This is a genomic window from Oleiphilus sp. HI0043, assembly GCF_001634935.1.
The window spans coordinates 1-666 of record NZ_LWEY01000465.1; the positions used below are offsets into that span (position 1 = coordinate 1).

1 protein-coding gene is annotated in these 666 nt (G+C 43.8%); it reads right to left on the minus strand.

Annotated features, from left to right (window positions below; all coding sequences use genetic code 11):
• A partial coding sequence (locus tag A3729_RS05895) for a DUF1538 family protein (protein ID WP_369820086.1) occupies positions 1-452 on the minus strand: 452 nt, incomplete at its 3' end.
• Positions 453-666: the final 214 nt, after the last annotated feature.

Genomic DNA, 666 nt, shown 5'->3' on the forward strand with positions numbered 1-666 from the left:
ACACCCAGAACGATCGCCAAGCCTACAGAAAAAGCCACCGTAAATCGTAAGCCACTGGCATAACTTGTTTTAGCGGCTTCAGTTGCTTCGATCATGCCGCCTTCTGCGGCGACCGTTGCGGCTTCTGCAGCGACTGCTATCAAGGCAGGTTCAGCTATTGTCGTACCAAAGCCCAATGCAAAAGCAAAAGCAATCAGCCAAGCGACACTACCCTTCTTTGCTAAGGCATGAGCCATTGACTCACCGATCGGAAATAAGCCCATTTCCAGACCGAAAATGAAAAACGTCAAGCCAAGCAATACAAATATGACACCAATAATCATATCGACCAGGTTAGGTATCGGCTGCTGAAGTACTGCAAATTGAAAAAATGCAATAACAATTATGATCGGCGCCAGGTCTCTGAGACTACCTAGCATTGAACGAAAAATAGCGAGTATGCCTTGCTGCAAACTAAGTTCCCTTAATCTATACAAAGTTAGAAGTTGATAGCCCAAACAAGGTTTAGGCCCTAGAAACAAAACTCTAGAAATGAGTATAGGCCAATACTCACAAAGTGAAATTGACCTAAGACAATTTGAAAGCGCTTAGAGACCTTTACTTGTAGGTTTTACAAGGCCCAAGAACTCACTTAATCAGCAGCGACAAGCGTCGAATTACTTAACA